Here is a 26,169-nt window from a genome sequence, read left to right on the forward strand (position 1 = left end):
GTGCTCCTCGTTCACATCCGCAGCCGGCCTTCGACATAGAAGGTGCGGCCCGGGTAAGGGTGATAGACGAAATAGCGGGCGTCGAAAATGTTGTCGACGCCGATGCCGATCTCGCTCTGCTTCGTCGGCCGGAACGTGAACTTCGCGTCCGCGACGATGTACGTGCTGGTGCCGCCGAACACGTTCGGGTTCGTGTCGGCGTTGGTCAGCGTGTTGTACTGGCGACCCGAATAGCGCGCGGCAAGCGTCACCGCCGAGCGGTCGTCGATGCGGTACGTCGCCGCGACGTTCGCGCGCCATAGCGGAATGCGGTAGAAGTATTTGCCGACCGTTGCGGGGTTCTGCGCGTTGGCGAGAATCTTCGACTGCGTGTACGCGATGCTCGCGATCAGATCGAGTCCGCGCAGCCCGACGTCCTGCCCCTGGTAGCTCGTTTCGATGCCGCGCGAGCGCACCTCGCCGATGTTCTGGAAACTGGTCACGTTCGGGATCACCGTCGTGTCGGTCTGGCTGAAGATCGTGTTCTTCACGTCGTCCTGAAACAGCGACAACCGAAACAGTCCGTTCCAGTGCGCCCATTCGGCGGTCAGCTCTTTCGAGAGGTCGTCCTCGGGCTTCAGGTTCGGATTGTTGTTGACGATCGACGAGCCGGTGATTTGCCCCTGGAACAGTTCGCTGGCGGTCGGGAAGCGGTACGCGCGACCAATCGACGCACGCAGCGTCAAGTCGTCGGTGACGTCGAACGACAGCGACGCCTTTGGCGAAAAGTGATGCTGGTCCGCGCCCGCATACGGCAGACGCGTGCTGCCAAGCGACTGCGCACCGTCGTACGCACGCCAGTCCTCGTAACGCACGCCGTAGACGAACTTCCAGCGCGGCAGAAAGCGCCATGCGTCCTGCGCATACACGGCCTGTGTCTGTGTGCGTCCCGCGAACGCGTTCGCGAGACTGCCGTTCGAGCCATCGCGCCACGCGGACGTGTTGTAGGTCTCGTTGTCGATGACGTAGTTGTCGTAGTGATAACCGAAGGTCAGCGCATGGTTCAGGAGACCCGCGTCGGGCACGGCTGGCGTGTAGGTCGCTTTCAGGTCGAGTGTTTTCCAGCCGGTGCCGTCGCCGAACGTGACGAGGCCCGGCCCGTTGCCTGGACCGCCCGCGCTCGCGGTACGCGCAACGCTGTCGCTGACGTCGTAGTACGACGCGATCGCTTCGCCGTTCCAGCCGGTCGCATGACGTGTTTTCAGCGACGCGCCGTACAGCCAGTTCTCGCTGTGACCGAGGCTCGGTGCGAGCGCGGCGGCCGGGATGTTGTACTCGTAGCCGCCGATCGCGACCTTGCCGCTGTACACCGGATTGCCGTTTGCGTCGAACAGGAACGTCGAGGTCTGGCTGTCGTACGTCTGGTGCCAGTAGCCGAGCGTGAAGCCGCCTTGCAGCGTCGGCGTGAAGTCGTACTGCATCTTCAGCTTGAACTGGTCCTGCACCGTGTGCTCGATGCCTTCGCCGTTCACGCCGAGCACCGCGGTCGGGACGCCGGTCTGGTTGTTGTAGAACGATGCGCCGCTGACGGGCACGTCGCCCGGCTTTGCGGGGGTCGTCGATTTCGCGAGCGTCGCGAACTGCAGCGGCTGGCTCGTGTTCTCGAGGTGATTCACGCCGAGCGTGAACGAGAACTTGCCGATCCGGTTGCCGATCGACGCGCTCGCCTCGCTGCCGTTGAAGTTGCGGTTCACGCCGAACAGGCTGAAGTGCTGCGTGAACGCTTTCACGTCGGCATCGGCTTCAAATCTGGTCGGCATACGCGTGGTGATCAGCACCGTCGCGCCGAGCGAATTGCCCGGATAGAGCGCGGAAAACGGACCGTAGATCACATCGACCTGGCGGATCTCCGAGGGCGCGACCATCGACCAGCGCGGTGGAAACGAATAGCTGTTGCCGAGCAGGTTCGACAGCAGCAGGCCGTCCGCATAGACGAGGCCGCGCGCGCTTTGCGTGTTGCTCGTGCCGCGCACCGCGATGATCGAATTGAGGTCGCCGATGAAGCGCTTGCGCACCGCGAGGTTCGGCAGGTACTTCAGCACGTCTTCGGTATTGACGACGTTCCAGTTTTCGAACTGGCTGCGCGTGATCGTTTCGCTGGACGCGGGCAGGTTCGGATCGAGCACGGGGCGCGTGGCCGTGCCGCTTCCGCTGCCTGCTGTGACGACGACTACGGGCAGCGTGGCGGTAGACGTAGCGGATGAGGCCGCGGGGTCAGACGTACCGGGACTCTCCGCAAATGCGGATGAGGACGCGAGCGCGAACGGTGTCGCGCACGACAGGGGCAACAGCCCGAGCGTCGCGCAGCGTGCGCCGTGGCGCGCGCGTCGCGACAGGCTTCGCAAGGCGAAGTGCAGCATGGACATTCCTGATGGTCGTTGGAAGAACAGCCGCGCGCGCCTTCAATGGGCGCGTCGGAAGCGGCTGACCGTGGCGATCAGGAAGCGAAGGGTGGGTCGCGGGGGCGCCCGGACGGGAAGGCGCCGAGCGGAGTGAAGCGGGTGGACAGCAGGGGGACCGCGGCGAGCACGATCAGCGTGAGCACCGGGGCGACGACCGGTGCGACCGACGGCATCGCGGCGTGGGTGCAGAGCAGATCGCAGTAGCCGCAGGCGGCGAGCGGGTCAGCGGCATGCTGGCTGCCACCGTCTGGCTGGGTAGCCGAACAGATCGCGGCGACCGGCTCGTTCGCACGCGCCGACATCACCAGCTGGCTGATCACCGGCACGAACACGATCAGGCACATGGCAAGAATGCCAAGCCATGCGGTCAGGTGTTTGCGAGTGTCGAGGATCATGGTGAAGGACGCGATTGCGCGTCGCAGTGTATCACTCGAATTGGTGGTGGACCAGTCGAGGGCGATCGCGCTCGTCGTGTCCGCTGCTGTCACGCTACGTCAGCACCAGGCGGTTTGCTGTCGGCACGGTCGTTGCCGCCTTCAGGCACCTTTGCCTGCGCGACATCCGGTTTGGTCCGTGTGTCGTCGTGCAGCAACGCAGTTGAAAAGAAGCAGCCCATGACGGCCGACAGGATAATGAAAATCGAGGCCGCATCGACCAGTAGCCCGAAATACCTGAAAAGCACGAGACCGCTCGAAAGAATCAGCAGATTCAGGGTGATGCCCAGAATGGCGGATGCCTTGGGTACAGCACTCATGAATACCGCAAGCCGCGAGTGAGTGCTTGGCACATACCAGATGATCAGCAGGCCGAACACCATGATGAAGGCGGTTTCTGCCCATTTCAGCCAGGCGGGGCGACGGAGGAAATGTCCCTCGAAAATCGTCTCGATGACCTGAGCCTGAATTTCGATACCCGGCACCAGTTCCCCTAGCGGGGTCGTGCGCATGTCGGTCAGGCCGGTGCCGGTCAGTCCGACCAGCACCAGCTTGTTCCGGATGCGGTCGGCATCGACCTTTCCCTGCAGGATGTCGTTTGCGGACACGTAGCGGTTCTGCGTCGACCGGATGGACGCGAAATGCAGCCACATGTCACCGTCGGGCTGCGTGGGCACCTGCACGTCCGCGACACCCACCGCCTGCACGCCCGATGCCTCGGCGAACACGTCGATCGCCGATGAGCCCGTGGCGACGCGGAGCATTTCTATCGGCAGACTGGGGACCAGTTTCTCGCCCAAACCCATGATGAGGGGAACACGCCGGACCACGCCTTGCTCCAGCGCAACGTTTAGCATCGCCTGCCCGTGTGCCGCCGTCTGCAATTCCGGCAGGCTGGCGAGCACATAATCGAACCGTTCCACACGGTGCAGTGGGTCGGTGCCATGCACGAGGATCGGAGCGCTTCGCATATCGGTGCTGGTGGAGACGGCTGCATGATCGAACGCCGCGGCACCCAGTACGGTCGGCGCCTCGCGTAACGATCTGGCGAGAATGGCTTCGTGACTGGGAAGGGCCCGCAAGCCGGCGGCGAGAGACGCCGCCGTTTTCGGCAGATTGTCGGCGACCTTGTCGGGCGAGGTTTGATCCGGCTCCGGCATGTAAATGTCGAGACCGATCGCCAGCGGTTTCTGTGCCGCAATGGCATCGACCAGACCCGCGAGTCGATTGCGTGGCCACGGCCATTGACCGACGGCTGCCAGCGTTTTCTCGTCGATCTGGACAATGGTCACAGGCTGCGCGGCTGGAATGCGTGGAAAGCGACGTTGATAGTGGTCGAACAGAAGTTGCCGGGCGATTCCGAAGGAGTTCGGCGTCACGTTGTCGAGCACGTCCACGAAAGCGGGACGTGCTACGTCGCTGGGCCATTCGCTGCACAGATTGAGCAGGCCCAGGCAGAACAGCACCGCGAGTGCCACCGGACGCCCTTTGCGCGCCCTCAGCAACCCTTTGATGAAGACAAGCACCAGGCGGCTATAGCGTTTCATGAAGGTAAAGCCATTCAATGTCGATGACTGGCGCGGTAACGGATCGCCCCGATCATTGAATGTCGATGACTACGCGTCGGTTCATCGGATTGGGAACACCATCTGCCGTGGGCACCAGTGGATCGCGCTTGCCCCGGCCAGCAGTCTCTATTTGTCGGGCAGGAATACCTTGTTTGATCAGGAACGCCGCAACGCTCTGCGCCCGCCGCCTGGACAGCCTGTCATTGAACGCCAGAGAACCTGCCTGATCGGTATGACCCACTACCACGAGGTGAGGCGCTGGCCAGGTCGCGAGGACGGCTTTCAGTTTTTCAACCGTGGCGACTGACTCCGGGGCCAATACGGTGGAGGAGTCAAAGCGATAATTGATCGTAAATGTCATCGGGCGCGGAGGCCGGGCAGCGAGTAGCTCGCCATAGCGCGCCTGCACACTCGATTGGCTACCCATCGTCTTTTCCATGGTGCCATCCCTGGAGACGTTAACCCCGGCGTAGGCCTGGTCGATTGTTTGCTCGCCAGTGGCACTGTGGACGATGACCGCTCCGGCTTTGCCATCCGGATCCGGCAATAAAACAATTCTGTCCACCGTCGAACTACACCCGGACAGGAAAGCCAGTACGGCGAGTGTCGCGCCGAATACCAGCCGATGACTTCGGATTAAAGCCTTCAACGGACAGGTCCCCCTTTATCACCGACTTCGATGATGAATTCAGTGCCACGCACACCTAGCGTGGTGGTCGGTGTGCTGTAACGCACGGCATCCGGATTCGCCTTTGCCAGCTTTCCGTCAATCACGGCGAGGGACCCGCGTTTGATGGAGGCGTCGAGCACCCCGTCATAGGTCGTCGTGTCGAACGAGAAATTGTTGAGGTCGAGGATGGAATTGGGGCCTTCGGAAAGCAGGGTATTGTCACGCAGGGTGATGCCGAGAGTAGATTCCGGGCCGGTCACAATGCGATCGTTGCTGTAGATCTCGCTGCCGACGGCTGCGTCCGAACTTGTGCCCGCCCGATCGACATGCGCTGTTCCCTTCAGGGTCTTGATGACGCCTGCAGCATCGGCGGCCACTGCGGCATTGGCGACAGTCATGCATCCGCAGGCGAGAATCAAGGCGTATTTGATGGCGTGGATAGGCATGGCCGGCACCTGATGGCGTACTAACCGTTATTTTCCGCGAGGCAGCGCGGGTCTCCAATGTCGACGTTGCGATGAGCGACGCAACCACGACGCCACGGCTACTGCGCCGACGTCAGGGATTGATGCCGTAATGGGCGGGGGTAACCCGCTTTCGGTATTCGACACTTCGAGCATATTGAAGCAGAAAGCTTATCGTCACTGTTTTGCCATGAAGCAACGCGAACTCCACGGAACAATTTCTTCCGGATTTTTTAGCGGATTTTATAGTTTTAATGGGCAATGTCGCGCCATTTAAGCACTGTTAAAAAACCTTTGCAATAGCGCAGCCAGCCAGTACGCAGTGGGCGCCAGAAAGGCACGCCATTGTTTGGGCCATGTCCGTCGGTACTGTAGCGGCAGAGGGCATCGACGGATCCGTTCAGTCGGCGTCGCCAGTGACTTTACGAGTTGCCTGTCGGATCGATCTTTTTACTACTCATTAGCCTTTTGATTTCGCGTTCACGAGCGGCAAGCCGGCGCACATGCGGCGAGGCGAGATCATTCTGCATGTGCGCCTGCATGGAACGTACCATCGAGGCAATGCGGGCTCGGTGCTTCAGCCGAAGGGCATTGCGCCGGGTCGCGATCCGATCACGGACTTTCTCGAATACGCGACGTGATGCAAGCAACTTGACGCACGCGGAACGTTCAGCGCAACGAGGACGCGAAATCGTCGAGCTGCGTGATGCAGGTGTTCCAGCCGTCAAAGAAGCCGAGCGTTTCATGACGTTCGCGAGTGGCATCGTCGGGGTGCATGACGCGAGCTTCGTAACGGGTGCCCGCGCCTTCGTCGGCCATCGTGATCACGGCAGTGAAACCGAGCCACGGTGTATTCGGCCGCCAGTCCGCGACGAGCATCGACGTGAACGCGAGGCGCGCTTGCGGCACGATCTCGAGGAAGCAGCCGGGGTTGTCGCTCGTGCCGCCGTCGGGGCCACTCATCAAGGTATGGAAGGCGCCGCCGGGCCGCAGGTCAAAGGCGAGCACGTCGGTGGTCCATGGCCGCGGACACCACCATTCCTTGAGCAGATCGGGCTCGGTCCACGCGCGCCATAACGTCGCACGCGGCGCGCGCAGCACGCGCGAGATGACGAGGTCGCGGGTTTCAGCGTGACCGGCGTGGCTTGCTGGCATGAGGTTGCTCCTGTTGGTGAAGGCGTTCGACAAAACTGGCCATGCGGTCGGATCGTGCCTCCCACATCGCTCGCTGCGCGGCTATCCATTGCTCGGCTTCAGACAATCTTCCGCTCATCAGCTCGCAGGTGCGCGTGCGCCCCGTCTTCCGCGTCCGGATCAGCCCGCTGCGTTCGAGCAATGAAACGTGCTTCATGAACGACGGCAGCGCCATGTCGAACGGTGCGGCAAGCATGGAGACGCTTTGCTCGCCACGGCCCAGCGCACTGACGATCGCGCAGCGGGTCGGGTCGGCGAGGGCATGGAAGATGCCGCTGACGTCGGTTGAATAGTTAGCCATATGGCTAAGTATAGAACAAATGCGGCGGGAGGGGAAACCCGGTAAGCCGGACCGACGGACATGTAGATCGTCCGCAAGACAATCCGCTTTTGCTATCGCTTCATCCGATACTTGAATTGTGGTGGTCGCGAACGGCTCGTATATTGGCCGTCATCCGCAGATAAATACAGTATTGGAGACAGCATGAACCGGATCGATCTGGAGGGACGCGTCGTCGTGATCACAGGCGGCGCGCGCGGCATCGGCTATGCGGTCGCGCAGCGCGCGCTGCGCTCGGGCGCGGCGGTGTCGCTGTGGGACGTCGACGCCGACCGGCTCGCGAGCAGCGAGCGCGAATTGGCCAAACTCGTGGCCGAGCCAGGTGACGTGTCATCGGCGACGGTCGAGCTCACCGACGAACGCTCGGTGGCCGCCGCGACCGCTGCAACCATCGCGCGGCATCAACGGATCGACGTGCTGATCAACTGCGCGGGCATCACCGGCGGCAACGGCAAGACGTGGGAGCTCGAGCCCGACCTCTGGCGCCGCGTGATCGATGTCAATCTGATCGGCCCGTTTCTCACGTCGCGCGCGATCGTCCCGCAGATGCTCAAGCAAGGCTACGGGCGCATCGTCAACATCGCGTCGGTGGCGGGCAAGGAGGGCAATCCGAACGCGTCGCACTACAGCGCATCGAAGGCCGGGCTGATCGGTCTCACGAAGTCGCTCGGCAAGGAACTCGCGACCAGCAACATCCTCGTCAACGCCGTGACGCCGGCTGCAGCGAAGACCGAGATCTTCGATTCGATGGCGCAGGAGCACATCGACTACATGCTGTCGAAAATCCCGATGAACCGTTTCCTGTTGCCCGACGAGGCCGCGTCGCTGATTCTCTGGCTCGCGTCGGAGGACTGCGCGTTCAGCACAGGCGCGGTGTTCGATCTGTCAGGCGGCCGCGCGACTTACTAAGACCAGGCGAGAACTCGCCCGCCGTTATCGCAGCCATCGAACGTACACCACCAGGCGTCCCGCCCGGAGCCCTCATGAACGCGCAAGTGAACGCGCAACCCGCCGTCACAGCGGCCCCGCTCGAAGCCACCGTCAGCCATGTGATGCGGCGTCTGCTGCCGTTTCTGCTGCTGATGTACGTGCTCGCGTTTCTCGACCGCGCGAACATCGGCTTCGCGCAAAAGGCGCTGCAGCACGACACGGGTTTGTCCGACGCAGCGTTTGCATTTGGCGCCGGCGTGTTCTTCATCGGCTATGCGCTGTTCGAGGTGCCGAGCAACCTGCTGCTGCATCGCGTCGGCGCGCGCATCTGGATGTGCAGAATCATGGTCACGTGGGGCATCGTGTCGGCGGCGATGGCGTTTGCGCACACGCCGACCGCGTTCTACTGGCTGCGTTTCCTGCTCGGCGTCGCGGAGGCCGGCTTCTTCCCCGGCATCATCTATTACCTCACGCACTGGTTCCCGCAGGCGGCTCGAGCGCGTGCGGTCGGTGTGTTCTATTTCGGCGCGCCGCTCGCGTTTATTTTCGGTAGCCCGCTGTCAGGTCTGCTGCTCGATCTGCACGGCGCGTTCGGGCTCGCGGGCTGGCAGTGGCTGTTTCTCATCGAAGGCGGCCTCGCGTCGGCGGTTGGCGTGTGGGCGTTCCGTTTTCTCGACAATCGCCCCGACGACGCGCGCTGGCTCGATGCCGGTGAGCGCGATGTGCTGCGCGCGGCACTGGCCAGCGATGCGCAGGCTGCCTCTATACACGGGCCACGCAGCGTGCTTGCCGCGCTGTTCGATCGTCGCGTGCTGATGCTGTCGCTGATCTATCTGCTGATCCAGATCAGCGTGTACGGCGTGATCTTCTATCTGCCGCAACAGGTCGCAGCGTTGCTCGGCACGAAGGTTGGCCTGCGCGTCGGACTCGTCACCGCGCTGCCGTGGCTGTGCGCGGTCGCGGTCACTGCGTGGGTGCCGCGCCGCGCCGATCGTCGTGGCGGTCATCGCGGCTGGGCTGTCGCGTTGCTGGTGCTGGCAGGACTTGGCATCGGCGTGTCGGGGCTCACGCACAGCCCGCTCGTCGGGTTGCTCGCGCTGTGTTGCGCGGCGAGCGGCTTCATCGCCGCGCAGCCGCTGTTCTGGACTTTGCCCACACGCTATCTGACGGGCGCTGCAGCCGCGGGCGGCATCGCATTGATCAATTCGCTCGGCGGACTCGGCGGCTTCATCGCGCCGACGCTGCGCACGGTCGCGGAGCACGCGTGGCAATCGACGTCCGCGGGACTCGTCGTGCTCGGCGCGGCGAGCCTGCTGGCCGCGCTGCTGATCGGCGTGACCGGGCGCGAACGGCGCGCGGAGACGGCGTCAGCGTTGCACCGGTCCGCATAGCGCGGCGGGTGATACGAAACACTACGAGACACCAAAAGACTGCACTACGGAGTTCATCGACATGGTCATGCCAACCATCCGGCACGTGCGTGCCTTCATCGTTCGCGGCGGCGGCGCCGACTATCACGACCAGGCCGACGGCCACTGGATCGACGATCACATCGCGACGCCGATGGCGCGCTATCCCGAGTACCGGCAGAGCCGGCAGTCGTTCGGCATCAACGTGCTGGGTACGCTCGTCGTCGAGATCGAGGCGAGCGACGGCACCGTCGGCTTCGGCGTGACGACCGGCGGCGAGATCGGCGCGTTCATCGTCGAGCGGCATCTCGCGCGTTTTCTCGAAGGGCAGCTTGTCACCGACATCGAGAAGATGTGGGATCAGATGTACTACGCGACGCTCTACTACGGCCGCAAGGGCATCGTGCTGAACACAATTTCGGGCGTCGATCTTGCTCTGTGGGACCTGCTCGCGAAGGTCCGCAAGGAGCCCGTGTACCAGCTGCTGGGCGGCCCGGTACGCGACGAGCTGACGTTCTACGCGACCGGCGCACGGCCCGATCTCGCGAAGGAGATGGGCTTTATCGGTGGCAAGCTGCCGCTGCAGCACGGTCCCGCGGAAGGCGAGGAGGGACTCCGCAAGAACATCGAGAAGCTCGCGGAGATGCGCAGCCGCGTCGGCGACGACTTCTGGCTGATGGTCGACTGCTGGATGAGTCTCGACGTGCGCTACGCGACGCGGCTCGCGCACGCGGCGCACGAATACGGGATCAAGTGGCTCGAGGAATGTCTGCCACCCGACGACTACTGGGGTTACGCCGAACTGCGCCGCAACGTGCCGCGCGGCATGATGGTGTCGACCGGCGAACACGAGGCGACGCGCTGGGGCTTCCGGATGCTGCTCGAAATGGAGTGCTGCGATTTCATCCAGCCGGACGTCGGCTGGTGCGGTGGCATCACCGAGTTGATCCGCATTTCCGCGCTCGCGGACGCGCACAACACGATGGTCGTGCCGCACGGGTCGTCGGTGTACAGCTATCACTTCGTCGTCACGCGGCACAACTCGCCGTTCGCCGAGTTCCTGATGATGGCGCCGAAAGCCGACGAAGTTGTGCCGATGTTCACGCCGCTTTTGCTCGACGAGCCGGTGCCCGTGAACGGCCGGATGAAGGTGCCGGACACACCGGGCTTCGGCGTGCGGCTCAATCCGGATTGCGCGCTCGTACGGCCGTATCAACACTAACCACGCGAGGAGGCACGCAGTGCTGCTCAAGGACAAGGCGGTCATCGTGACAGGGGGATCGCGCGGCATCGGCCGGGCGATCGCGGTCGCGTGCGCGGCGCAGGGTGCGGACGTCGCGATCAACTACTGGGGCGACAACGATGCATCGTACGGCCGGCGTTCGGCAATCGGCGAAGTGCTTGCCGAGATCGAACAGCTCGGACGTCGCGCGATCGCCGTCGAGGGCAACGTCGCGGCGCCGCAGACGGGTATCGATCTCGTGCGCCAGACCGTCGATGCGTTCGGCAAGGTCGACGTGCTCGCGAGCAACGCAGGTATCTGCCCGTTCCACGCGTTTCTCGACATGCCGCCATCGGTGCTCGAACGCACGGTCGGCGTGAACCTGAACGGCGCGTTCTACGTAACGCAGGCGGCCGCGCGGCAGATGAAAGAGCAGGGCCACGGCGGCGCGATCGTCGCGACGAGTTCGATCAGTGCACTGGTGGGCGGCGGCATGCAGACGCACTACACGCCGACGAAAGCCGGCGTGCATTCGCTGATGCAGTCGTGCGCGATTGCGCTCGGGCCATACGGAATTCGCTGCAATTCGGTGATGCCCGGCACGATCGCGACCGACCTGAATGCGGAAGATCTCGCCGACGAAACGAAGAAAGCGTACTTCGAAAAGCGCATTCCGCTCGGTCGTCTCGGCACGCCGGAGGATGTCGCGGACTGCGTGGTGTTTCTCGCGTCGGACAAGGCCCGCTACGTGACCGGCGCGGCGTTGCTGGTGGACGGCGGGCTGTTCGTGAATCTGCAATGAATGAGGTAGAACGCCTAGCGGGGCGTGTCGAACGGCTGCGAAAAGCGCCGCAGCAGACCGACGAAATGCTCGGCGGGCTCGGCGAGTGCTTCGCCCTTGCGCGTGAGGATGCCGAAGCCGGGCAGGCTCTTGCCGATCTCGATCGGCAGCGCGACCAGCAGTTTGCCGCGCACGTGATCGCGCACGACGGACTCGGGCAGCATCGCGACCGCGTCGAAGTTTTCGAGCAGTTGCAGCGTCGCGAAGATCGACGCGCATTCGGTGAGATTGACCGGCGTCGCGAGGCCGGCGCGCGCGAGTTCCTCTTCGAACAGCACGCGCGCGGGGCTGGTCAGCGGTTGCGCGACCCACGGCCAGTCGATCAGTTCGCGCAACGCGACGCTACGCGTGGACGCGAGCGGATGCCGTGTGCGGACCACGAGCACGAGCGTTTCGCGCGCAAGCGGTTCGAAGCCGAAGTCGTTGTGCTGCAGCGGCGACGTCAGACGGCCAAGCGCGAGATCGACTTCGCGGCGGTGCAGCAGTTGCACGACCTGGTCGCTGGTTTCGCCGAGGATTCGCACGTTCAGCAGCGGCCGTTCGGTCTTCAGCGATGCGACGGCCATTGCGAGCAGATCGGGCGCGGCGCCCATGATCGCGCCGACCGTAAGCTGGCCGTGACCGCCTTTGCGCTTGACGTCGAGGTCTTCGGCAAAGCGCGTGAGTTCCGCGAGCGCGCGCCGCGCGTACGCGAGCGTGACGACGCCAAGTGGCGTCGGCTGCATGCCGCGCGCGTTGCGCTCGAACAGCAGGAAGCCGAACGCTTCCTCGATGTCGCCGAGCATCCGGCTCGCGCTTGGCTGCGCGACGTTGATCGCGTCGGCGGCCTGATGGACGTTGCGTGCGTCGTCGAGCGCGACGAGCAGTGCGAGGTGCTTGAACTTGAGACGATTGACGAGAGCGACCGTTGAGGCTTGGTGATTCATGGGATCTGGGATGGGAACTGCGCGATTCGGTTTCTGGATCGACCAATCCCAACAACGGATTGAGACGCTATCGACCGCGGAATTATAGTCGGTTGAGGCGCTTCGTCGAGAGAGCGCCGGAAACAGAAACAGAGACTAGAAGAGATTGGAGACAAACCCCCATGGAAACGATCGCTTTCCGGATGACGCTCAACCCCGGCATGCGCGAAGAATACGCGCGCAGGCACCGCGAGATCTGGCCGGAACTCGTCGATGCGCTGCACAGCGCGGGCGTGCGCGACTACCGTATCTTTCTCGACGAATCGACCGACGCGCTGTTCGCCGTGCTCACGCGCACCGACGATCACACGATGGACGCGCTGCCCGATCTGCCCGTGATGCGCAAATGGTGGGACGCGATGGCCGACATCATGCACACGGCGCCGAATCATGCGCCGCTTCAGCAGCCGCTCGTGCCGGTCTTCGAGCTTTCTGCGGGGAACCGCTAATAGGGTCGACCGCCGGAGTAAGCGCATGGGACCAGAGTAAGCGCTAAAGCGCCAACTCTGGTCGACAGCGCCAACTCCGACATGGGACCAGAGTAAGCGCTAAAGCGCTAACTCTGGTCGACACAGGAGAGCTTCATGCAAGTAGTCGATCCGCACATCCATCTATGGGACCTGCAGACACATCGCTACCCGTGGCTCGAAAACCCCGGCGTGTCGTTCGTCGGCGATGCACGCGCGTTGCGCCACGACTACCGGCTCGAACATCTGCTCGCCGACGCAGCCGAGATCGACGTTCTGAAGATCGTGCACGTCGAAGCGAATCACGATCCCGCGAACCCTGTCGAGGAAACGCGCTGGCTGCAACAGATTGCAGACACGCCCGCCTCGCGTGGAATGCCGAACGGCATCGTCGCGTGGGTGGACCTCGCGGCGGCAGACGCGGAAGCGGTGCTCGAAGCGCACGCGTCGTTCGCGAATACGCGCGGCGTGCGGCAGATCCTCAACGTGCACGGAAACAAGCTGTACGACTACGTGGGCCGGCATTTCATGCGCGAGCCCGTGTGGCGCGAGCGGTTCTCGTTGCTGCGTCACTACGGTTTGTCGTTCGATCTGCAGCTGTACCCATCGCAGATGGACGACGCGGCCGCACTCGCACGTGTACATCCGGACACGCAGTTCGTCGTCAATCACGCAGGGATGTTCGTCGACCGCGACAGCGTGGCCGGTTATCGCGGGTGGCGCGATGGACTGCGGACGCTGGCCGCCTGTCCGAACGTCGCAGTGAAGATCAGCGGGCTTGCGATGTTCGATCATCGCTGGACCGTCGAAAGTCTGCGTCCGTATGTGCTCGAAACGATCGATGCGTTCGGCGCCTCGCGCGCAATGTTCGCGTCGAACTTCCCGGTGGACCGGTTGTTCGGCACGTACGCGGCGCTGTGGCACGCGTACGCCGCGATCGTCGCGGGTGCGAGCGACGACGAACGCGCGGCGCTGTTTGTCCGCAACGCGGAACGTGTTTATCGAATCTGAAAACTGCATCTGAACACCGCATTCAAAAACACAATCAGCCGCACAACAAAGGAGACAAGCCAGTGCAGCAACCGACCCCCGCCGTGCCGCGGCTCGAACTGATCCACGCGAGCAAGTCGTTCGGCCGCGTGCGCGCACTCAGCGACGGCGAACTCGTGCTGCGTAGCGGCGAGGTCCACGCGCTGCTCGGCGAGAACGGCGCGGGCAAGTCGACGCTCGTGAAGATTCTCGCGGGCGTGCATCGCGCGGACACGGGCGAACTGCGCATCGACGGCGAGCCACGTGAATTCACGACGCCGGCGCAGGCGCGCGATGCGGGCATCGCGGTGATCTATCAGGAGCCGACGCTGTTCTTCGATCTGTCGATCGCGGAAAACATCTATATGGGCCGGCAGCCGGTGGATCGTCTAGGGCGCATCCGCTACGACGAGATGCATCGCGAGGTCGATACGTTGCTCGCGTCGCTGGGCGTCGATCTGCACGCGGACCGTCTGGTGCGCGGCCTGTCGATCGCCGATCAGCAGGTGATCGAGATCGCGAAGGCGCTGTCGCTGAACGCGAACGTGCTGATCATGGACGAGCCGACCGCGGCGCTGTCGTTGCCCGAAGTCGAGCGACTGTTTGCGATCGTGCGGCGGCTGCGCGATCGCGACGTCGCGATCCTGTTCATCACGCACCGGCTCGACGAAGTGTTCACGCTCACGCAGCACGTGACGATCATGCGCGACGGTGCCAAGGTATTCGACGCGCCGACCGCCGACCTCACCACTGCCGCGATCGTCGCGAAGATGGTCGGCCGCGATCTCGCGACGTTCTATCCGAAGGCCGACGTGCCGCCCGGCGACGTGCGGCTCGCGGTGCGCGGCCTGACGCGCACGGGCGTGTTCCGCGACGTGTCGTTCGAGGTGCGCGCAGGCGAGATCGTCGCGCTCGCGGGGCTGGTCGGCGCGGGCCGCAGCGAAGTGGCGCGCGCGATCTTCGGCATCGATCCGCTCGATGGGGGCGAAATCCGCATCGCGGGCAAACGGCTCGCGCCGGGACGTCCTGCTACGGCGGTCGCGGCGGGTCTCGCGCTCGTGCCCGAAGACCGGCGGCAGCAGGGCCTCGCGCTCGAACTGAGCATCGCGCGCAACGCGTCGATGACGGTGCTCGGACGGCTCGTGCGCTTCGGTCTGATCTCGGCGCGCCGCGAAACCGAACTCGCGACCCGCTGGGGCACGCGGCTGCAACTGAAGGCAAGCGACCCGGCTGCGCCGGCCGGCACGCTGTCGGGCGGCAACCAGCAGAAGGTCGTGCTCGGCAAATGGCTCGCGACGCATCCACAGGTGCTGATCATCGACGAACCGACGCGCGGTATCGACGTCGGCGCGAAAGCGGAGGTCTACGGCGCGCTCGCCGAACTGGTGCGCGAGGGCATGGCGGTGCTGATGATCTCGAGCGAACTGCCCGAAGTACTCGGCATGGCCGACCGCGTGCTGGTGATGCACGAAGGCCGGATCAGTGCGGAGATCGCGCGTGCGGACGCGACCGAGGAACGCATCATGAGCGCGGCGCTCGGGCAGAGCGGCGCGCCGCTGGGGCACGCGGCATGATGCGCAATTCGACCACGCGTCCGGCCGCACTCGATCCGCAAAACGGAGCTACCCATCAACGCGCGCGTCGCGGCGGCGCAAGTGGCTTCGCGGCTGCACTCGCCGCAAGCCGCGAGACGACGTTGTTCGTCGTGCTGATCCTGTTGATCGCCGGCACAGCGCTCGCGAAACCGCAGTTCCTGAATCTACAGAATCTCCGCGACGTGCTGCTCAATGTATCGATCATCAGCCTGCTGACCGCGGGGATGACGGTCGTGATCCTGATGCGTCACATCGATCTGTCGGTGGGCTCGACGGTCGGTGTCAGCGCTTACGCGGTGGGCAGCCTGTACGTCGCGTTCCCGCACATGCCGGTGCTCGTCGCGCTCGCGGCGGGGCTCGCGATCGGTCTCGTCGCGGGCGGGATCAACGCGCTGCTGGTCGCGGTGGGTCGCGTGCCGTCGCTGGTCGCGACGCTGTCGACGCTGTACATCTTCCGCGGCGCGGACTACGCGTGGGTACATGGCGGTCAGATCAACGCGACGAGTCTGCCCGAAGCGTTCTCGCGACTCGCGACCGGCACGCTCGCCGGCGTCCCGGTGCTCGCGCTGATCGCCGCGGTCGTTCTGCTCGTGCTTGCAACCTATCTAAAGCAGTTCCGCGGCGGCCGTGAACACTATGCGATCGGTTCGAACCCGGAAGCCGCGCGTCTCGCGGGCGTCGCGGTCGAGCGTCGTGTGATGGCCGGTTTCCTGATTTCCGGTGCGATCGCGGGCTTTGCCGGCGCGCTGTGGCTCGCGCGCTTTGGCACCGTCGACGCGAGCACCGCGAAGGGCATCGAGCTGCAGGTGGTCGCGGCGGCGGTGGTCGGCAGTGTCGCGATCACCGGCGGCGTCGGCACGATTCTCGGCGCGACGCTCGGCGCACTTGTGCTCGGTGTGATCAGCATCGCGCTGGTCGTGCTACACGTGTCGCCGTTCTGGGAGCAGGCGATCCAGGGTGCGCTGATCGTCATCGCGATTGCGGCCGATACCTTGCTCGCGCGCTCGGTGGCGAAACGGATGATGAGGAAACGCGATCATGGCTAAACCAGATTCCGCGCTGCGCCTGCGACGCCCGTCGATCCCGCTGCACTGGGAAACGCTGCTCGCAGTGTTGCTCGTGCTCGCGCTGATACTCGGCCGCGTGCTGTCGCCCGAATTCCTGTCGGGTGCGAATCTCGGCAACGTGCTCGCCGATCTGACCGAAGTCGCGCTGATGGCGCTGCCGATGACGCTCATCATCGTCGCCGCGGATATCGATCTGTCGGTTGCATCGGTGCTCGGCGCGTCGAGCGCGCTGCTCGGCGTGCTGTGGCACATGGGCGTGCCGATGCCCGCGGCGATCGCACTCTCGATCGTCGCAGGCGCGCTTGCGGGGCTGTTGAACGGCCTCGTGATCGTGAAACTGAACCTGCCTTCGCTCGCGGTGACGATCGGCACGCTCGCGCTGTTTCGCGGGCTGGCGTACGTGCTGCTCGGCGATCAGGCCGTCGCCGATTTTCCGCCGGGGTACACGGCGTTCGGAATGAATTCGCTCGGCGCGACGTTTATCCCGCTGCCGTTCGCGATCGTGATCGTCTGCGCGGTGCTGTTCACCGTGCTGCTGCAGGCCACCGCGTTCGGCCGCAGTCTGTTCGCGATCGGGGCGAACCCGACCGCGGCGGCGTTCTCCGGCATCGACGTCGCGCGCGTGCGGCTCAAGCTGTTCGTGCTGTCCGGCGCGGTCAGCGCGCTCGCGGGCGTGATCTACACGTTGCGCTTCACGAGCGCGCGCGGCGACAACGGCGAGGGCTTCGAGCTGTCGGTGATCGCGGCCGTGCTGTTCGGCGGCGTCAGCATCTTCGGCGGACGCGGCTCGATGATCGGCGTGCTGTTGTCGTTGCTGATCGTCGGCGTGCTGCGCAATGCGCTGACGCTCGTCGACGTGTCGAGCGAAGTGCTGACGATCGTCACCGGCGCGCTGCTGCTTGCGTCGGTGCTGATTCCGAATCTCGCCGCGCGCTGGCGGGCGCGGCGTGACCGGCGGCTTATCGCGGCAGGATCGCCATAAACAGTGGTGCTTAAGAAGAAACATCGCATTACACCTTCGGACATCTTGTCCGATTACCCAGAGAGGAGACACTTCATGTTCAGACCACTACGTCATATGAGCACTGCGGCGCTATGCGTGCTGCTGCTCGGCATCAGCGCGACGGCGGGCGCGGCCGGCATCAAGGACGGCCTGAAAATCGCGTTCCTGCCGAAGCAGATCAACAACCCGTACGAGGTCATCGCCGACGACGGCGGGATGGCCGCGATCAAGGAATTCAAGGGCGACGGCAAGGTGGTCGGGCCGTCGGATGCGGGCGCGTCGTCGCAGGTGCAGTACATCAACACGCTGATCACGCAGCGGCAGAACGCGATCGTGATTGCCGCGAACGACGAGAACGCGGTCGTGCCGTATCTGAAGAAAGCGATGTCACAAGGCATCAAGGTCGTCACGTTCGATTCCGACACGGCACCCGACGGCCGGCAGATCTTCGTGAACCAGGCAAACGCGGAAGGGATCGGCCGCGGGCAGATCCAGCTCGTGTCGAAGCTGATGGGCGGCGAGGGCGAGTTCGCGATCCTGTCAGCGACGCCGAACGCGACGAACCAGAACACGTGGATCAAATGGATGCAGGAGGAACTGAAGAAGCCGGAGTACGCGAAGATCAAGCTCGTGAAAATCGCGTACGGCAACGACGACGACCAGAAGTCGTTCGTCGAGACCCAGGGGCTTCTGCAGGCGTATCCGAACCTGAAGGCGATCGTCGCGCCGACGACGGTCGGCATCGCGGCTGCCGCACGCTATATCTCGTCGTCGTCGAGCAAGGGCAAGGTCGCGGTGACCGGGCTCGGCACGCCGAACCAGATGCGCGCGTTCGTCAAGAACGGCACCGTGAAGGCGTTCCAGCTGTGGGACCCGAGCGCGCTTGGCTATCTTGCCGCGTACGCGGCCGCGAATCTCGCGTCGGGCACGATCACCGGCAAGGAAGGCGAATCGTTCGACGCGGGCAAGCTCGGCAAGCGGACCATCGGCCCGAAGGGCGAGGTCATTCTCGGACCGCCGACCACGTTCGATTCGAGCAACATCGACAACTTCAATTTCTAGTTCACACGTTGCGATGTGCGATTCGTCGTGCATCGTGTGATGAGGGGCGCTCTGCGGAGCGCCTTTTTTTTTGCGTGCGTTGTCGGGCGTTGCAAGCCGCGAGAAAGCCGATTGAAACCCGTCTGCCGTGCCTCAGTCATACACGGCAGGATTTTCCATCGCCACGTCGATTTTGCGCGCCTGTACCCGCATCGCCGATTGCGTGGACCGGTGCACGACAGGCGTCACGCGCGGCCGCGCGCCATCTGCCCGATTCGCTCCCCCGCGTGCCGCGCATGGCATTACACTTGCTGCATTGCTCCGTTTGTTCCGGCACGGTTGCCCTGCCGCGTCGATTGCCCGATGTCACAGCAAAGGAGTCGCAGCATGTCGCCTACCCCCGCAGGATCCGCCACATTCACCGATATCGACCGTCTCTGTATCGACACGATCCGCACGCTGTCGATGGATGCGGTACAGAAAGCCAACTCCGGCCACCCCGGCACGCCGATGGCGCTTGCGCCGGTCGGCTATCACCTGTGGCAAAACCACCTGCGCTACGACCCGACCCAGCCGCTATGGCCGAATCGCGACCGCTTCGTGCTGTCGATCGGGCACGCATCGATGCTGCTGTATTCGCTGCTGCATCTGACCGGCATACAGGCCGTCGACGAAGTGGGCCGGCCGAACGGTCAACCGGCTGTATCGCTCGACGACATCAAGCAGTTTCGCCAGCTCGACAGCAGGACGCCGGGCCACCCCGAATACCGGATCACGACCGGCGTCGAGACCACCACGGGGCCGCTCGGCCAGGGGCTTGGCAACAGCGTCGGCATGGCGATGGCCGAGCGCTGGTACGAAGCGCATTTCAATCAGCCCGATGCAAAGCTGTTCGATTACCACGTGTATGCGCTGTGCGGCGACGGCGACATGATGGAAGGCATCTCGCATGAGGCGGCATCGATCGCAGGCCATCTGAAGCTGTCGAACCTGATCTGGATCTACGACAGCAACCGCGTGACGATCGAAGGCCATACCGATCTCGCGTACAGCGACGACGTCGAGACGCGCTTTCGCGGCTATCGCTGGCACACGCTGCATGTCGACGATGCTAACGATCCGGCCGCACTCGAAGCCGCAATCACGCAGGCGAAATCGCACACCGACGCGCCGACACTGATCGTCGTGAAGAGCATCATCGGCTGGGGTGCGCCGAACAAGCAGGACACGTCGGCGGCGCACGGCGAACCGCTCGGTGTCGAAGAGATCAAGCTCGCGAAGCGCTTTTACGGCTGGCCCGAGGACTCGAGCTTTCTCGTGCCCGACGGGGTTTACGCGCAGTTTCAGCAGCGCTTCGGCACGCGCGGCAAGGGGGCACGTGAGGAATGGCAGGCCCGCTTCGATGCGTACGCGAAAAAGTACCCGGCGCTCGCCGACGAATTCCGCACGATCGAAGCGCACGAGTTGCCTGAAGGCTGGGACCGCGACATCCCGTCGTTCGATGCGGACGAGAAGGGCATCGCGTCGCGCGACTCGTCGGGCAAGGTGCTCAACGTGATCGCGCAACGCATTCCATGGATGATCGGCGGCGCCGCCGATCTTTCGCCTTCGACCAAAACCAATCTCAAGTTCGACGGCGCCGGCAGCTTCGAGGCAGACAGCTACGGCGGCCGCAATCTGCACTTCGGCATTCGCGAACACGCGATGGGCGCGATCGTGAATGGCCTCGCGTTGTCGAATCTACGGCCGTACGGTTCGACGTTTCTGATTTTCAGCGACTACATGAAGCCGCCGATCCGCCTCGCGGCAATCATGGAGATCGGCGTCGTGCATGTGTTCACGCACGATTCGATCGGCGTCGGCGAAGACGGTCCGACGCATCAGCCGATCGAGCAGCTCGCGTCGCTGCGCGCGGTGCCCGGTCTCACGACGTTGCGGCCTGGAGACGCGAACGAGGTCGCCGAGGCGTGGCGCGTCGCGCTCGCGAACCCGCGCGTGCCCGCTTGCATCGTCGTGTCGCGTCAGGCGTTGCCGACCCTGGATCGCACGAAATACGCACCGGCTAGCGGCGTGCGACGCGGCGCGTACGTGCTCGCCGATGCGCCCGATGGCCGCCGCCCCGACGTGATCCTGATGGCGACCGGCAGCGAATTGTCGTTGTGCGTCGCTGCCTACGAGAAGCTGAAGAGCGAGGGCATTGCTGCGCGCGTGGTGTCGATGCCCGCGTGGGACATCTTCGAGAAGCAGGACGATGCGTACAAGGAGTCCGTACTGCCCGCCGCCATCGACGCGCGCGTCGCGGTCGAGCAGGCTGGCGTGCTCGGCTGGGACCGCTACACGGGTCGGCTCGGCACGCTGATCGCGATGCGTACGTTCGGCGCGTCGGCGCCATTGAAGGCGTTGCAGGCGAAGTTCGGTTTCACACTGGAGCACGTCTATGAAGCGGCGAAGCAGCAGCTCGCGCGCGTCGGGCGATCAAAGTGAACGATAGATTGAGCGGTTTGGTCGAATCAATCCATTCTGTCAGGTAGAGAAAAAGGAGAGACGCATCATGCAGATCGGTATCGTGGGCTTGGGGCGGATGGGCGGCAACATCGGACGGCGGTTGATGCGCGACGGCCACACCTGCGTGGTCTACGATCACGACCCGCAGGCCACCGCAACGCTCGTGAAGGAAGGCGCGACCGGCTCGGCCGATCTCGGCGGCCTCGTCAAAGGGCTCGCAACGCCGCGCGTCATATGGCTGATGCTGCCCGCGGGCAAGATCACCGAAGACACGTTGAACGACCTGTACACGATCCTCGGTTCGGACGACATCGTGATCGACGGCGGCAACAGCTTCTACAAGGACGACATCCGTCGCGCCGCGCGCTTTCACGAGAAGGGCATTCACTACGTGGACGTCGGCACGTCGGGTGGTGTGTGGGGACTCGAGCGCGGTTACTGCATGATGATCGGCGGCGACGACGTGGCCGTTAAGCGCCTCGATCCGATCCTCTCGACACTCGCACCGGGCGCGGGCAACGTGCCCGTGACACCGGGCCGCGAAGGACGCGATCCGCGCGTGCAGAACGGCTACATGCACACCGGGCCGACCGGCTCGGGCCACTTCGTGAAGATGGTCCACAACGGCATCGAGTACGGGCTGATGCAGGCGTATGCGGAAGGCTTCGACATCCTCAAGCACAAGGAGTCGACCGAACTGCCGGAGAGCGAGCGTTTCTCGCTCGATCTCGCGGATGTCGCAGAAGTGTGGCGACGTGGCAGCGTGGTGTCGTCATGGTTGCTCGATCTGACGGCCGGCGCGCTCGCGACGGACGGCACGCTCGACAACTATTCGACCGAGGTCGCGGACAGCGGTGAAGGCCGCTGGACCATCGAAGCCGCGATCGAAGAGGCGGTGCCTGCGCAGGTGCTGTCGGCGGCGCTCTATACGCGCTTCCGGTCGCGCGACGACGAATCGTTCGCGGAACGGATGCTGTCGGCGATGCGTTTCGGCTTCGGCGGGCATCACGAGTTTTCGCCGAAGAAGTAGGGGTAAGGTGCGCGGCTTCTATTGCCGCCTTCAAGTCGGGCGGCACGATGACAGGTTCGTTGAAAGTGCGGGGGGATGTGTGCGCCGTTAGCGAAACTTCTATGTTGTAGCGCAAGCAGGCGGAAGCGGATGACGTGCAGCGAAGCCGCCAGCGCATTGATGGAGTCGCGGGCTGTGCGGTATTGCCCGCGGCTATGTATCTTCGGAAGCAGCGTGTCGAGTACTGGCGCGCTGAGCTTGCTGCACAGGCGCTGGCTCGTGTCGCTGAGTCGCAGCAGTGCGTCAGGTGGACATCAATTGGGCCAGCGCTCGCCGATCAGCCACCAACGCTTCGCGGAGTGTGCGCGGGTCTGCATTGCGGCTGACATTGCTATCCATATCGCAAGAGGCAGTAACAGGTCTGCCTGCCCATATGCTGTATTCCTTGTCGAATTTTCCATAACGATCCAGTCCGCTCTCGTCCTTGCTAACATCATCGAATAAGGCGGGCTCAAGCGTCGGATTCAGTAACTGGGCCGGTTTGTAGCCTTCATTGTTAGAGCGGTCAGCCAGGGCTGCAAAGTCTTCCGGCGACATGGAGCGTTTTAGCGCTTCGAAAGCCGTGACATTGCCGCGCATGCAGATTAGATGAAGCACATTATTGCCTGTTTGATCCTGTAGGCCTGGATTCGCCCCGTGATCGAGCAGCAATCCGAATGCGTCGTGCTGACCCTTGACTGCGGAGATCATTAAAGGGGTTTTTTGTTGAGAGTCGCCCTCATTCAGCGATATACCGCAGGACAGATGGTGCAAAATCAGTGCGACTGAAAAATCCTCGTTGTCGTTGAACAAGGCATTCATTAGCGGGGTATTGCCGAAGAACTCAGGCGCATGCATTGCCAGCGTCCGTTTTAGCTCCGGGCCGGCGTCCGCGCAACACTTCATGTAGTCACTGCGGTCGAATCTGAATGGCCCTTGCTTGTTGCCCACAATGGTGGTTAGCAAAAACAGGTCATTGCCCAACTTCGCAATCGCCGGATTTGCGCGTGATGACACCTTGCGCAACATTCCTACACACATGGTCAGTCCGCGCGGCGCTCGGCCACTGTCGGGAATATATCTGGCAGCGAGTCGACTCAGCGTTGCTTCGCCCAGACTCGCTCGCTCGGGACTCGTTTCCCTGATTGACGGGGAGAGCGAAATACGCGGACGCGCTGCGCCCGGGGAGGGCGAGTGAGGGCGTACCGGTAAGGCTGTCAGTCGCACATCCTGCGTCGGTGCAAGGGTGACCGGAGCCTCCTTCTTTGGGGGGGCAGGACTCTTGACATCCGTCTTCTGCTCAGTGCGGGAAGGAGAAAGGGAGCGAATGGAAGGACTCGGCATGTCTTGGTACTCTACACAACAGGAAGAACGAATTTACCAACCGGCAACGGCAAACTCATTGCTTCACGCGAAGATTCGCCATCGCATGCGAAGAGGAGTCGGGTCAAGGTGATCGTTGGCAGCAAGTCGAAACACCAATCCTCGTCACAAGGGGCGATCTTTTTTGGAGAACGTCGCGAATTTGCGGCGCGAGAGATACAGGCATGATCACGTACAACCATCGCGTCGCAAGCCCGGGGTAGGTGTCCATGCCATCTGACACGCTCTATCAGGTTCTTTTATTGATCCATCAGCGACGACCCGGTCGTGAGGTCGCGCGCGCCGCGGGCCTCGCTCGCGGTGCGGCAGCCTGCGCCGCGTCGACGATGCAGTCGCCGAGCCGGCTCGCTGCCGCCTGCGCATGGCGTCGCCGGCGTTCGACCAGCACGATCTCGCGCGTGAACGTATCGGCGCCGAGATCGAGCGCCTTGACGCCGCGTGGGAGCGTAGCCGGTCCCGCGGTCAGCGGCACGAGCGCGACGCCGAGACCGCGCGCGACGAGTTGCGCGATGCCCTGCAGTTCGTCGAGTTCGATCGCGTCGGCGACGTTCACACGCAACCGGCGCAGAAAGCGCTCTACCTGACCGCCGCCGAACGAACGCCGGTCGTAGCGGATGAACGATTCGGAGGCGAGCAGTTCGCGCCACGGTCGCCGCGCGAGCTTCGACGGCACGAGCAGCACGAACGGTTCGCGCGCGAGCGTGCGGACTTCGAGTTCCGGCGGCAGCGAGAAGGGCGGTTTGATGATCGCCGCGAGTTCGACTTCGCCTCCATTGATCTGACCGAGCAGGTTCAGCGACACCCCCGGGACCACCCGCACACGCCAGCCCGGCGACGCGCTGCGAAAACGCACGAGCGCATCGGCGAGAAACGAGCCTTGTACCGACGCGATCGCGCCGACGTTCAGCGTGCCACCCGGCTCGGCGCCGCCGTCGCGCCCCAGACGCGCGTACAGCGCGAGCAGGTCGTCGGCGAGCGCGAGCGTTTCGCGGCCCGCATCGTTGAGCGTTGCCGAGCGGCCGGTGCGCTCGAACAGCACGAAACCGAGATGTTTTTCGAGCCGCTGCATCTGCGCGCTGACCGCGGATTGCGTGAGCCCGATGTGCTCGCCGGCCGCGGCGAAGGTGCCGTGCTGCGCGACGGCGACGAAGGTTTTGAGTTCGCGGAGCATGAGCAATCGATCGATTTTGTTGGAGGTCAGATCGAAAATATATCGCTTTTCAGCAATTTTAGTCATGCCTAAACTGGCAACACTGGGTGCATTGAAACCCGCACCTTCCCACTGTCAGCTTTCAGGATATTCGTCATGAGCGAAACCGCCGCCGTCATTCCGCCGTTCCATCTGGCTTTTCCGGTCCACAGTCTTGCCGCCGCGCGCGAGTTCTATGGCGACCTGCTCGGTTGCCCGGAAGGTCGCAGCTCGGAAGCATGGGTGGACTTCGATTTCTACGGGCATCAGATCGTCGCGCATCTCGCGCCCGATGAAGCGGGGCATCGTTCGACGAGCGCCGTCGACGGCGACGCGGTGCCGGTGCGTCATTTCGGCGTCGTGCTGTCGGTGCCGCAATGGCAGACGCTTGCAGATCGGCTGAAAGCCGCGGGCGTCGCATTCGTGATCGAACCGCACGTCCGCTTCAAGGGTGAGGTCGGCGAACAGGCGACGATGTTCTTCCTCGATCCGTCGGGCAACGCGGTCGAGATCAAGGCGTTCGCGAATCCCGCTTCGCTGTTCGCGAAGTAAGCGCCGCAGGGGCCTGGCTTCGCTGCGGCATAACAGGCTCCTTCTACGCTGAAATGAAATTCGGTAACGTCGTGCTCATGAGCCTGTCTCTACGACATCGCAACACGTTCACGGACGATCCACACGGCGAGGCGGTGTCGGGTCAGGCGTCGCAGGCTGCAACTCTTTTTGCCACCAACCCACGTCACGCCAGTCGCCAAGCTTGAATCCAACACGACGGAATACGCCGAGCGGCTCAAATCCCATTGCCTCGTGCAGACCGACGCTCGCCGCATTGGGAAGCGCGATACCCGCAAACGCCTGGAAATAACCGAGGGTGACCAGCGCGTCAAAGAGTGCCGCATAAAGCGATCGTCCGACGCCCTGGCCGCGGCAATCCTCCCGCACGTAGGCTGTTGTGTCGACCGACCACTGATAGGCCGCACGTTCGCGATGCCTGCTCGCATAGGCGTAGCCGTTAATCCGGTCGTCGATATCGAGGCTGACCAGCCACGGCAAGCATTGCAGGGTGCCCACGATGCGCGATCTCATTTCCTCGACGGTGGGTGGCTCCAGCTCAAATGAAATGGCCGTATTGATCACGACCGGCGCGTAGATATCGGCGATCTGCCCGGCGTCGTCCGGCGTAGCAAGGCGCAGTGTCATAAGTACGTTTGGTCGAAGAGGGAGAGAACGCGCGGGCGCGTCGTCACCGGAACAGATAGCACATCGACGCCATTGCAGGAAGTGCGTCGCCAACCGTCCATCCACGCAACGAGCAGCGCTGCAGGTCTCCTCAAAAACAGTCGCCTCCTCTACATTTCAACAAAACT

24 protein-coding genes and 1 pseudogene are annotated in these 26,169 nt (G+C 63.6%); 14 read left to right on the top strand and 11 right to left on the bottom strand.

The window, feature by feature from the left end; translation table 11 throughout:
- Positions 1–11 precede the first annotated feature (11 nt).
- The 5 genes from ACREXZ_RS25625 to ACREXZ_RS25645 all read right to left on the bottom strand — a co-directional run bounded on the left by ACREXZ_RS25625 (position 12) and on the right by ACREXZ_RS25645 (position 5,559).
- Positions 12–2,399: a TonB-dependent receptor gene (locus ACREXZ_RS25625; RefSeq protein WP_431766924.1), complete on the bottom strand. Its 2,388-nt coding sequence runs from the start codon at positions 2,397–2,399 to the stop codon at positions 12–14.
- A gap of 77 nt (positions 2,400–2,476) precedes the next feature.
- Positions 2,477–2,836, bottom strand: coding sequence for a DUF2946 domain-containing protein (locus ACREXZ_RS25630; protein ID WP_431766925.1), 360 nt, complete (start codon positions 2,834–2,836; stop codon positions 2,477–2,479).
- An 89-nt stretch (positions 2,837–2,925) separates the two neighbouring features.
- Positions 2,926–4,422: a CHASE2 domain-containing protein gene (locus tag ACREXZ_RS25635; protein WP_431766926.1), complete on the bottom strand. Its 1,497-nt coding sequence runs from the start codon at positions 4,420–4,422 to the stop codon at positions 2,926–2,928.
- Between the two features lie 52 nt (positions 4,423–4,474).
- Positions 4,475–5,092, bottom strand: a complete 618-nt coding sequence (locus ACREXZ_RS25640) for an OmpA family protein (protein WP_431766927.1) — start codon at positions 5,090–5,092, stop codon at positions 4,475–4,477.
- Complete coding sequence (locus ACREXZ_RS25645) at positions 5,089–5,559, bottom strand: FecR family protein (RefSeq protein WP_431766928.1); 471 nt, start codon at positions 5,557–5,559, stop codon at positions 5,089–5,091. Before ACREXZ_RS25645 ends, ACREXZ_RS25640 begins: the two co-directional genes overlap by 4 nt.
- Positions 5,560–6,071: 512 nt before the next feature.
- On the opposite strand from ACREXZ_RS25645, the pseudogene ACREXZ_RS25650 reads away from it, so the two are divergent.
- Positions 6,072–6,218: pseudogene (locus tag ACREXZ_RS25650) on the top strand (DinB family protein); the annotation flags it as partial.
- Between the two features lie 28 nt (positions 6,219–6,246).
- Here the strand turns inward: ACREXZ_RS25650 and ACREXZ_RS25655 are convergent.
- Together ACREXZ_RS25655 and ACREXZ_RS25660 are read right to left on the bottom strand one after the other, a co-directional pair.
- The gene (locus ACREXZ_RS25655) at positions 6,247–6,732 is read right to left on the bottom strand and encodes an SRPBCC family protein (RefSeq protein WP_431766929.1); all 486 of its coding nucleotides are present in this window, start codon (positions 6,730–6,732) and stop codon (positions 6,247–6,249) included.
- Positions 6,704–7,072 (bottom strand): ArsR/SmtB family transcription factor, encoded by a 369-nt coding sequence (locus ACREXZ_RS25660; protein ID WP_431766930.1) that lies wholly within the window; start codon positions 7,070–7,072, stop codon positions 6,704–6,706. The genes ACREXZ_RS25655 and ACREXZ_RS25660 overlap by 29 nt, the downstream gene beginning before the upstream one ends.
- Positions 7,073–7,255: 183 nt before the next feature.
- Between ACREXZ_RS25660 and ACREXZ_RS25665 the strand changes: the two genes are divergently transcribed.
- The 4 genes from ACREXZ_RS25665 (at position 7,256) to ACREXZ_RS25680 (ending at position 11,474) form a co-directional block, all read left to right on the top strand.
- Positions 7,256–8,020, top strand: coding sequence for an SDR family NAD(P)-dependent oxidoreductase (locus tag ACREXZ_RS25665; protein ID WP_431766931.1), 765 nt, complete (start codon positions 7,256–7,258; stop codon positions 8,018–8,020).
- Positions 8,021–8,094: 74 nt separating this feature from the next.
- Positions 8,095–9,432, top strand: coding sequence for an MFS transporter (locus ACREXZ_RS25670; protein ID WP_431766932.1), 1,338 nt, complete (start codon positions 8,095–8,097; stop codon positions 9,430–9,432).
- Between the two features lie 61 nt (positions 9,433–9,493).
- On the top strand, positions 9,494–10,672 hold the full coding sequence (rhmD, locus tag ACREXZ_RS25675; RefSeq protein ID WP_431766933.1) for an L-rhamnonate dehydratase: 1,179 nt from the start codon (positions 9,494–9,496) through the stop codon (positions 10,670–10,672).
- A 19-nt stretch (positions 10,673–10,691) separates the two neighbouring features.
- Positions 10,692–11,474: an SDR family NAD(P)-dependent oxidoreductase gene (locus tag ACREXZ_RS25680; RefSeq protein WP_431766934.1), complete on the top strand. Its 783-nt coding sequence runs from the start codon at positions 10,692–10,694 to the stop codon at positions 11,472–11,474.
- A gap of 14 nt (positions 11,475–11,488) precedes the next feature.
- Here ACREXZ_RS25680 and ACREXZ_RS25685 read toward each other — a convergent pair whose 3' ends face one another.
- Positions 11,489–12,439, bottom strand: a complete 951-nt coding sequence (locus tag ACREXZ_RS25685) for a LysR family transcriptional regulator (protein ID WP_431766935.1) — start codon at positions 12,437–12,439, stop codon at positions 11,489–11,491.
- A 161-nt stretch (positions 12,440–12,600) separates the two neighbouring features.
- On the opposite strand from ACREXZ_RS25685, the gene ACREXZ_RS25690 reads away from it, so the two are divergent.
- The 8 genes from ACREXZ_RS25690 to gnd all read left to right on the top strand — a co-directional run bounded on the left by ACREXZ_RS25690 (position 12,601) and on the right by gnd (position 22,215).
- Positions 12,601–12,927, top strand: a complete 327-nt coding sequence (locus ACREXZ_RS25690) for an L-rhamnose mutarotase (protein ID WP_431766936.1) — start codon at positions 12,601–12,603, stop codon at positions 12,925–12,927.
- 135 nt (positions 12,928–13,062) lie between these two features.
- Entirely contained in the window at positions 13,063–13,956 is an 894-nt protein-coding gene (locus ACREXZ_RS25695) for an amidohydrolase family protein (RefSeq protein ID WP_431766937.1), read from the top strand.
- Between the two features lie 62 nt (positions 13,957–14,018).
- Positions 14,019–15,548 carry a sugar ABC transporter ATP-binding protein gene (locus tag ACREXZ_RS25700; protein ID WP_431766938.1) on the top strand — a complete coding sequence of 510 codons (1,530 nt, stop codon included), beginning with the start codon at positions 14,019–14,021 and terminating at the stop codon, positions 15,546–15,548.
- Entirely contained in the window at positions 15,545–16,615 is a 1,071-nt protein-coding gene (locus tag ACREXZ_RS25705; protein ID WP_431766939.1) for an ABC transporter permease, read from the top strand. Before ACREXZ_RS25700 ends, ACREXZ_RS25705 begins: the two co-directional genes overlap by 4 nt.
- Positions 16,608–17,618, top strand: a complete 1,011-nt coding sequence (locus ACREXZ_RS25710; protein WP_431766940.1) for an ABC transporter permease — start codon at positions 16,608–16,610, stop codon at positions 17,616–17,618. The genes ACREXZ_RS25705 and ACREXZ_RS25710 overlap by 8 nt, the downstream gene beginning before the upstream one ends.
- 75 nt (positions 17,619–17,693) lie before the next feature.
- On the top strand, positions 17,694–18,701 hold the full coding sequence (gene rhaS / locus ACREXZ_RS25715) for a rhamnose ABC transporter substrate-binding protein (protein ID WP_431766941.1): 1,008 nt from the start codon (positions 17,694–17,696) through the stop codon (positions 18,699–18,701).
- 366 nt (positions 18,702–19,067) lie between these two features.
- Entirely contained in the window at positions 19,068–21,164 is a 2,097-nt protein-coding gene (tkt, locus tag ACREXZ_RS25720; protein WP_431766942.1) for a transketolase, read from the top strand.
- 67 nt (positions 21,165–21,231) lie between these two features.
- The gene (gnd, locus tag ACREXZ_RS25725; protein WP_431766943.1) at positions 21,232–22,215 is read left to right on the top strand and encodes a phosphogluconate dehydrogenase (NAD(+)-dependent, decarboxylating); all 984 of its coding nucleotides are present in this window, start codon (positions 21,232–21,234) and stop codon (positions 22,213–22,215) included.
- Between the two features lie 282 nt (positions 22,216–22,497).
- Here gnd and ACREXZ_RS25730 read toward each other — a convergent pair whose 3' ends face one another.
- Together ACREXZ_RS25730 and ACREXZ_RS25735 are read right to left on the bottom strand one after the other, a co-directional pair.
- The gene (locus ACREXZ_RS25730) at positions 22,498–23,262 is read right to left on the bottom strand and encodes an ankyrin repeat domain-containing protein (RefSeq protein ID WP_431766944.1); all 765 of its coding nucleotides are present in this window, start codon (positions 23,260–23,262) and stop codon (positions 22,498–22,500) included.
- 604 nt (positions 23,263–23,866) lie between these two features.
- A complete protein-coding gene (locus tag ACREXZ_RS25735) occupies positions 23,867–24,787 on the bottom strand; it encodes a LysR family transcriptional regulator (protein WP_431766945.1) in 921 nt (306 codons plus the stop codon).
- Between the two features lie 135 nt (positions 24,788–24,922).
- On the opposite strand from ACREXZ_RS25735, the gene ACREXZ_RS25740 reads away from it, so the two are divergent.
- The gene (locus ACREXZ_RS25740) at positions 24,923–25,357 is read left to right on the top strand and encodes a VOC family protein (protein ID WP_431766946.1); all 435 of its coding nucleotides are present in this window, start codon (positions 24,923–24,925) and stop codon (positions 25,355–25,357) included.
- Between the two features lie 108 nt (positions 25,358–25,465).
- On the opposite strand, the gene ACREXZ_RS25745 is transcribed toward ACREXZ_RS25740, so the two are convergent.
- Complete coding sequence (locus tag ACREXZ_RS25745; protein ID WP_431766947.1) at positions 25,466–26,002, bottom strand: arsinothricin resistance N-acetyltransferase ArsN1 family B; 537 nt, start codon at positions 26,000–26,002, stop codon at positions 25,466–25,468.
- Positions 26,003–26,169: the final 167 nt, after the last annotated feature.

Origin of the sequence: Paraburkholderia sp., assembly GCF_050742655.1 — a bacterium.
GTDB lineage: Bacteria > Pseudomonadota > Gammaproteobacteria > Burkholderiales > Burkholderiaceae > Paraburkholderia.